Origin of the sequence: Candidatus Sororendozoicomonas aggregata, from assembly GCF_031528575.1 — a bacterium.
In the GTDB taxonomy this organism is placed as follows: domain Bacteria; phylum Pseudomonadota; class Gammaproteobacteria; order Pseudomonadales; family Endozoicomonadaceae; genus Endonucleibacter; species Endonucleibacter aggregata.
Window position 1 is genome coordinate 21,070 of record NZ_JAVLSP010000049.1, and the last position, 6,901, is coordinate 27,970.

Annotated in this window: 7 protein-coding genes; 3 read left to right on the forward strand and 4 right to left on the reverse strand. The window is 48.2% G+C overall.

What is annotated here, in order from left to right:
* Window positions 1-71 precede the first annotated feature (71 nt).
* Window positions 72-1,052 carry a GTP 3',8-cyclase MoaA gene (gene moaA, locus V4C51_RS10565; RefSeq protein ID WP_330926123.1) on the forward strand — a complete coding sequence of 327 codons (981 nt, stop codon included), beginning with the start codon at window positions 72-74 and terminating at the stop codon, window positions 1,050-1,052.
* A 182-nt stretch (window positions 1,053-1,234) separates the two neighbouring features.
* Here the strand turns inward: moaA and V4C51_RS10570 are convergent, their stop codons facing one another.
* The 4 genes from V4C51_RS10570 to V4C51_RS10585 form a co-directional block, all read right to left on the reverse strand.
* Complete coding sequence (locus V4C51_RS10570; RefSeq protein ID WP_330926124.1) at window positions 1,235-1,669, reverse strand: MFS transporter; 435 nt, start codon at window positions 1,667-1,669, stop codon at window positions 1,235-1,237.
* Window positions 1,666-2,145, reverse strand: coding sequence for an MFS transporter (locus V4C51_RS10575; protein ID WP_330926125.1), 480 nt, complete (start codon window positions 2,143-2,145; stop codon window positions 1,666-1,668). Before V4C51_RS10575 ends, V4C51_RS10570 begins: the two co-directional genes overlap by 4 nt.
* Window positions 2,130-2,405, reverse strand: coding sequence for a rhodanese-like domain-containing protein (locus V4C51_RS10580; RefSeq protein WP_476577894.1), 276 nt, complete (start codon window positions 2,403-2,405; stop codon window positions 2,130-2,132). Before V4C51_RS10580 ends, V4C51_RS10575 begins: the two co-directional genes overlap by 16 nt.
* 242 nt (window positions 2,406-2,647) lie before the next feature.
* Entirely contained in the window at window positions 2,648-3,310 is a 663-nt protein-coding gene (locus tag V4C51_RS10585) for an O-methyltransferase (RefSeq protein WP_330926127.1), read from the reverse strand.
* A gap of 525 nt (window positions 3,311-3,835) precedes the next feature.
* On the opposite strand from V4C51_RS10585, the gene V4C51_RS10590 reads away from it, so the two are divergent.
* Window positions 3,836-4,444 carry a MarC family protein gene (locus tag V4C51_RS10590; RefSeq protein ID WP_330926128.1) on the forward strand — a complete coding sequence of 203 codons (609 nt, stop codon included), beginning with the start codon at window positions 3,836-3,838 and terminating at the stop codon, window positions 4,442-4,444.
* Between the two features lie 83 nt (window positions 4,445-4,527).
* Window positions 4,528-6,552, forward strand: coding sequence for a DNA helicase Rep (rep, locus tag V4C51_RS10595; protein WP_330926129.1), 2,025 nt, complete (start codon window positions 4,528-4,530; stop codon window positions 6,550-6,552).
* Window positions 6,553-6,901: the final 349 nt, after the last annotated feature.

Here is a 6,901-nt window from a genome sequence, read left to right on the forward strand (position 1 = left end):
CTTTCTCGCATTTTCTGGATTTTAAGCCGAAATTGTCTTAAGTCCGACAGGCTCCTAGGGAGTGGTGTTCTATGTCATCATTGAAGGACACGCTGGGACGAACATTCCCGTACCTTCGGTTATCTGTTACTGACCTTTGTAATTTTCGTTGTAACTATTGCCTGCCTGATGGTTGCCTTGAACACAACCATAAAGCAGCGTTGAAGCTGGTTGAAATCAAACGGTTAATTCACGCGTTTTCACAGTTGGGTGTTGAAAAAATTCGTATCACCGGCGGTGAGCCAACCCTGCGTCACGACTTTACTGATATCGTGCAAACAATCAAGGCGGCGCCTGGCATTCATACCGTTGCCATGACCACTAATGGCTATAAAATGGATCAGTGCATTTCAGCCTGGCTGAAAGCCGGTATTGATGCGGTGAATGTCAGTGTTGACAGCCTGAACCCTGGCGCCTTTTCCCTGATCACCGGACATAATCGTTTACAGGAAATTCTTGCCGGCATAAAAGCAGGCTTCGAACTCGGATTGCCTGTCATCAAGGTAAATACGGTGTTAATGAAAGGTCTTAATGATGGGGAGTTATCGCGGTTTCTGGCATGGATTAAAGACCAGCCCATTACCCTGCGGTTAATCGAATTGATGGAAACAGGAGATAACCATGATTTTTTTAACAGGCACCATGTCTCTGGAAGTACAATTCGTTCGCAACTGATAGACTTGGGATGGGTGCGTATTGCTCGTAGCCGTGATGCTGGCCCTGCCCAGGAATACCGCCACAGTGACTATCAAGGGCGCATAGGTCTGATCACGCCATACGCCAGGGATTTTTGTGATGACTGTAATCGCCTTCGGGTTACCTCTTTGGGCAAATTACAATTATGCCTGTTTGGGGATCAAGGCATTGATCTGCGTGACCTGCTGCAACATGACCATCAACAAGACGCACTGATAGAGCGCATTACCTCGTCACTGCGCTTGAAAAAAGACAGCCATTTTCTGGATCAGGGCATTACCGGGAATACCGCCAATTTAGCGCAGCTCGGTGGGTGAGGTGTTTACCGTCCACAGAAATCCTTTATGAATGGATGAGAGTGACCCCTTGGGGGAAGCGTGCATCCTAATAACCGAAATACTGTTGTTGATCAGAAATAAGCAGGCTCCACCAATAACTAAGGGGGCCGACATACCAAAGACCAGTGCGGGAGTGCCTGGGAACTGGCTTTGGTAAAGCACTATGACAGCGATAAGTAAGAAGCTCGCCGTAATCCAGTGAAACCCATCATCGCTCTACTCATAGGACGGGACTTAAGCTTATGTTTGCCAACAATGAACGTTGCGCCGAGGAATAAACCGATTGAAAAGGCTCCATCAAGTGTACCCATAATCCAGGCACCGTCTGCCGTAATGGTGTTGGCAAAAAATGGAACAAAGACGGAAAAGAAGGCGTACATCACCCCATTGAGCAATGCGCGGACAACGGCAAAAGTCACCTCAGGCCAAATTTTGAGAAAGTCGGCCCAACGCTTCCGGTGCATTGCTATTAAAGACTGGGCTTTGACTTCTCTGGGTACTTGTTGGTATTCAATACATTTCAACAGTACAACAGAGAAAACAGACGTTAAAATAGATATGACTAACCCGAGCTTGACACCAAACAGTGAGATCACCCCCCCCCCGCCAACATAGGCACTACCATGGTGCCGAATGTATTCACGCCCTGATTAAGGGATATGGCACGAGATAAGATAGATTCAGGGACGATAAAACGGAGCAGACTGGCATTCACCGGCATTCGAATGGCATTACATACCGACAGCAAAATTATGGGTGTCCATATCAACAGATAATGAACGCCAGGAGATAATACCCAGTAAAGGATCAACGATGACAGCCCTGTTACCAGAGAAGTTAGCATAACTACGTGCTTTTTGTTAAATACGTCGCCCACATTGGCGAATAAGAAGCGGCAAGCCACCTCGATCAGTAGAGCTATAGCCATCATCTGAGCCAAATCGGACGCGTTTCTGGTCTCTTCTACCATCCACCAGGATGTTGCAAACAGAGTTAGTCGCGACGCACTTAACACGCATAGACTATTCGCAATAAAGAAAGTGAAATCTTTGTTTTTTACCCCGGGGAGCACGGTTGGATAACCTCCATCAAGTCTGCGTCCTCAGCCTTGATCGCTCTATTCATTCCGCCAAAGTAACTGTATGCCCGCCCCATTCCCCGTTCGCGTAAATCTGTCACCATGGTTAAGCTTCGCTTACCTGACTGGCACACCAAAATATAAGTCATATCTGGATCGAGTGAGTCTATCCATTGCGCTGCGGCACTTTTTGGTCGCTTGATCGCAGCTCGGAAGCGAAGCTGTGTTTCATGTGACTCTCGGATATCCAGCACGCGCGCGTCACCCAACGGGGTTAAAAGTTGCGCTAAGCAGTAAAACTGTCAGGTTAGGGTCACAGACCTGCCGGAAATAATGTCCAGAAATGGAAATCAAAACCCTAATCTGACACTTTCAGGCCAACTCCCTGACGTAAGATGCTTCTGAGGATAATAGTGGGGCTATTTGACGAAGAAGCAGGAATTTTTAGACCAATTTATCGCAACCGCAGTAGGGTAGTCTATTCTCGGACAGGCTCCTAGTGCTTTCGAATCATAGTAATACCATCTGCCAATGGCAGCAGTACCATATCAACACGGTTGTCCTGGTGGATTTTCTTATTGAGCTGCCTTAATGCTTCTGCGCACTCATCTTGAATACTGTCGTCAGCCACCTGTCCACCCCATAGCATATTGTCTAATAAGATGACGCCTCCTGGGCGAAGTAACGCCAGCGCCTTCTCGTAGTAACCATCATAGGAAGGCTTGTCGGCATCAATAAAAACAAGGTCAAAGCTCTGCTGCCTGCCTGCATCCAACAATTGCTGAAGTGTTTCAAGGCCAGGCGCTAACCGTAAGTCGATACGCTCGCTAACGCCCGCTTTTTCCCAATAGGTTTTGGCCATTGCTGTGGTTTTTTCATTAATGTCACAAGCAATAATGTGCCCTTCTTTCGGCAATACCTCTGCCATTGCCAACGAGCTATAGCCGGTAAACACGCCAATTTCGATAATGGCTTTTGCGTTTGTTAATTGCACCAGCATGGCCATAAATTGCCCCTGTTCAGGGGCAATCTGCATATTGTGGTCTTCAAGGTGACGGGTTTCTTCCCGCAGCTGTTTTAGATAAGAAGACTCCCGGGTACCCGTGGTGATCAAATAACGGGAAAGGTTTTCTGTCATAGGAAGAGTAGTATTGCTCATCGTCAAGGTGCTCAGTTAGTGGGTAATGTTGACTTCAGCCGGTGAATGCCGTTTTCCCATGAGGCGTCTGACTCCGGGCAAGTGAAAAGCGATCAATGGCTGAATTCAGGGTAATTGGCAGGTTTACTGCCGCGCTGCTCTGGCCTAGGCTTAATGCCAGCCTATCAGGGGATGCTTTCAACCCTGCGCCCTCTGATACGCCATCATTATGCTAGGAGCCTGTCGGGCTTAAGACAACTTCGGCCTAAAATCCAGAAAGCGCGAGAAAATTCTAACTCGCCCTACTGAATTTTATGCTCGAAAGCATAAGTCCGACAGGCTCCTAGCCCGGATATTTCATAAACTGCCCTGAGAATTGCGCGGAACCTTGCGGCTCTAAGGGATTTCGCGAAGGAGCGCCACCGGGGAGTACGGCCGACTGAGCAAAACTCCCTTAGAGCCGCAAGGAGCAAGCAAGGCCAGGAGCATGTTTATGAAATATCCGGGCTAGATAATGATTCAACAATAAATTTAATGGGGCGGCCTATGGAACAGTTCATCAAAGACTTAATCATGTTGTGGGCCACGGTGGACCCCGTAGGCACACTGGCGCTGTTTACCGGGCTTACTGCTCATCTTTCACCGGCTGGCCGACGAAAAACGGCAGTCAAAGCGACGGTATACGCCTTTTTGATTCTTCTATCCGCGCTGGTATTGGGGCAGTTAATCCTGAAAGTTATGGGCATTCAGCTGATTTCTTTGCAGCTGGCCGGCGGGTTAATTCTCTTTTTATTTGGCCTTCAAATGATATTCACCAACCCTGAAAAAGGCGGAGGACAACAGGAGCCGGGGCACGAGCTTGCCGTTTTTCCACTGGCTGTGCCATCCATTGCCAGTCCGGGGGCTATTATGGCCGTTATCCTGCTTTCCGATAATCGCGTTTATACCTTTCCAGAACAAGCGGTCACCGCAGTAGCATTAATCATAATACTATTGATTACTTGCGGGTTTATGTTGATGGCTGGTCGTATCTTTCGGGTAATAGGTCATAATGGCTCAGCCATTATTATTCGGGTGGTGGGGATGATTCTTGCGGCACTGTCCGTGCAGCTGGTGATGACAGCCATAGGTGTTCAGGGCTGGTCAAGGCAGTGACCGTGAAAACGCTGGTGAAACAACGTACCAGACGTCTAAAGCGGTGATATACTGCTCCTTTTGATGAACAGAAATTTCCACCTGTGCAGCGACTCAACGACCGACAGCGTCAGGCTGTTAAGTATATTGATACCCCCCTGCTGGTACTGGCTGGAGCCGGTAGCGGTAAAACAAGCGTGATCACCACAAAAATTGCCTATCTGATTCAGCAATGCGGTATCAAGGCACGCAATATTGTCGCCGTGACGTTTACCAATAAAGCAGCCCGTGAAATGAAAGAGCGGGTGGGGCAGCTGGTAAAAGGCAAAGCGTCCCATGGGCTGACGGTATCGACTTTTCATAACCTGGGTCTCAACATCATTCGTCAGGAGCGCAAGGCGCTTGGTTATAAACCCGGCTTTTCTATTTTTGACGCGCACGATGCCAAGGCTCTGATCGGTGAGCTGATGATACGTGATATGGGGGCAGAAGATGAGACGGTTGACGCTGTTCAGCACACCATTTCCAATTGGAAGAACGCCATGCTCAGCCCGCGCCAGGCTCTTGATCAGGCGCGCCAGCCAACAGAGATTACTGCTGCCCGTGTGTATGAACACTATGAGCGTACCTTGAAAGCCTATAATGCCGTTGATTTCGATGACCTGATTTTACAGCCAGTCAGTCTCTTTAGCAGTCGGCCTGATATTCTGGAAAAATGGCAAAATAAAGTACATTACCTGTTAGTGGATGAGTACCAGGATACCAATACGGCCCAATACGGTCTGATTAACCTGTTAGTTGGCATGGGCGGTAAGATTACCGTTGTCGGGGATGACGACCAGTCCATTTATGCCTGGCGGGGTGCACGACCAGAAAACCTGGTGCAGCTGGAAGACGATTACCCGAACCTGAAAGTCATCAAGCTGGAGCAGAATTATCGTTCAACCAGCCGTATTCTGAAAGCGGCCAACACACTGATTGCCAATAATCCCCATGTATTTGACAAGTCCCTGTGGAGTGAGCTGGGGATGGGGGACGAGATTCGGGTCATCAAGTGCCGTAATGATGAAATGGAGTGTGAGCGAATTGCTACGGAAATTCTGACACACAAGCTGCGACTGGGAACCCGCTACAAAGATTATGCCGTCCTTTATCGCGGCAATTTCCAGTCCCGCCTGCTGGAAATGAAATTGCAACATCATCAGGTGCCATATCATATTAACGGTGGTACGTCGTTTTTTGCCCGCAGTGAAGTAAAGGATATGATGGCCTACCTGCGTCTTTTGGTGAACCCCGATGATGACAATGCTTTTTTGCGGATTGTCAATGTACCACGACGAGAAATTGGCCCCACCACTTTGGAAAAACTGGGCAACTACGCCAATAAGCGCCATATCAGTTTGTACAGGGCCTGCTCAGAAATAGGTATTGAGGAAAGCCTGTCACCTCAATACCTTGATAAGCTGCGTCGCTTTACCCACTGGCTGGATAAGGTTTCTCGTTTGATTCAAACAGAAGCAGACCCTGTAAACAGTATTCGTGAAATGATCCAGGACAGTGGCTACGAAAACTGGTTATATCAAAACAGCACAACCCCTGCCGTGGCAGAAAAACGCATGGGCAATGTCTGGTTTTTGATTGACTCACTGCAACAAACCATTGAACGCTCCATGGAGCCGGGTGAAGACCCGATCAGCGTCGAAACAGCGGTGGGAAAACTGATTTTACGGGATCTGCTTGAGCGTCAGGAGGAAGAAGAGGATGCGGATCGGGTACAATTGCTGACCCTGCACGCGTCAAAAGGTCTTGAGTATCCCCATGTTTTTATGATGGGCATGGAGGAAGAGCTGCTGCCCCATCGCACCAGTATTGAGGAAGACAATGTTGAGGAAGAGCGTCGGCTGACCTATGTGGGAATTACCCGGGCCAGAAAATCACTCACCCTGACGCTGGCCGCTCAGCGAAAACAGTTTGGAGAGGTTATTGATACGGTTCCAAGCCGTTTTCTTGATGAACTGCCCCAGGAAGACCTGAACTGTATAGGGTTTGATGATGATACGCCGGTGGAGCAGAAAAAAATGGCGGGCAGAATGGGGTTGGACGCATTATATAAATCACTGGAAAGCTAACTGAAACTAAACGACACTTATTATATAAGATTATAGAAGATAGTATGAATTTGAAATTATTGGCCTTCACGGTGTTTACTGCCACATCAGCAAATATAGGAGCCTGTCGGACTTAAGACAATTTCGGCCTAAAATCCAGGAAGCGCGAGAAAGCGCGGCCAGAATTTCAGATCAATTTGCTTAAATAGGTCAACTATTCGCACAAATTGATCGAAAATTCTGACTCGCCCTACTCAATTTTATGCTCGAAAGCATAAGTCGGTCAGGCTCCTAGGAGCCTGTCCGAGAATAGACTGCCCTACTGCGGTGGCAGCAAATTGGTCTAAAAAGTCGGAAATTTTTAGCAAAT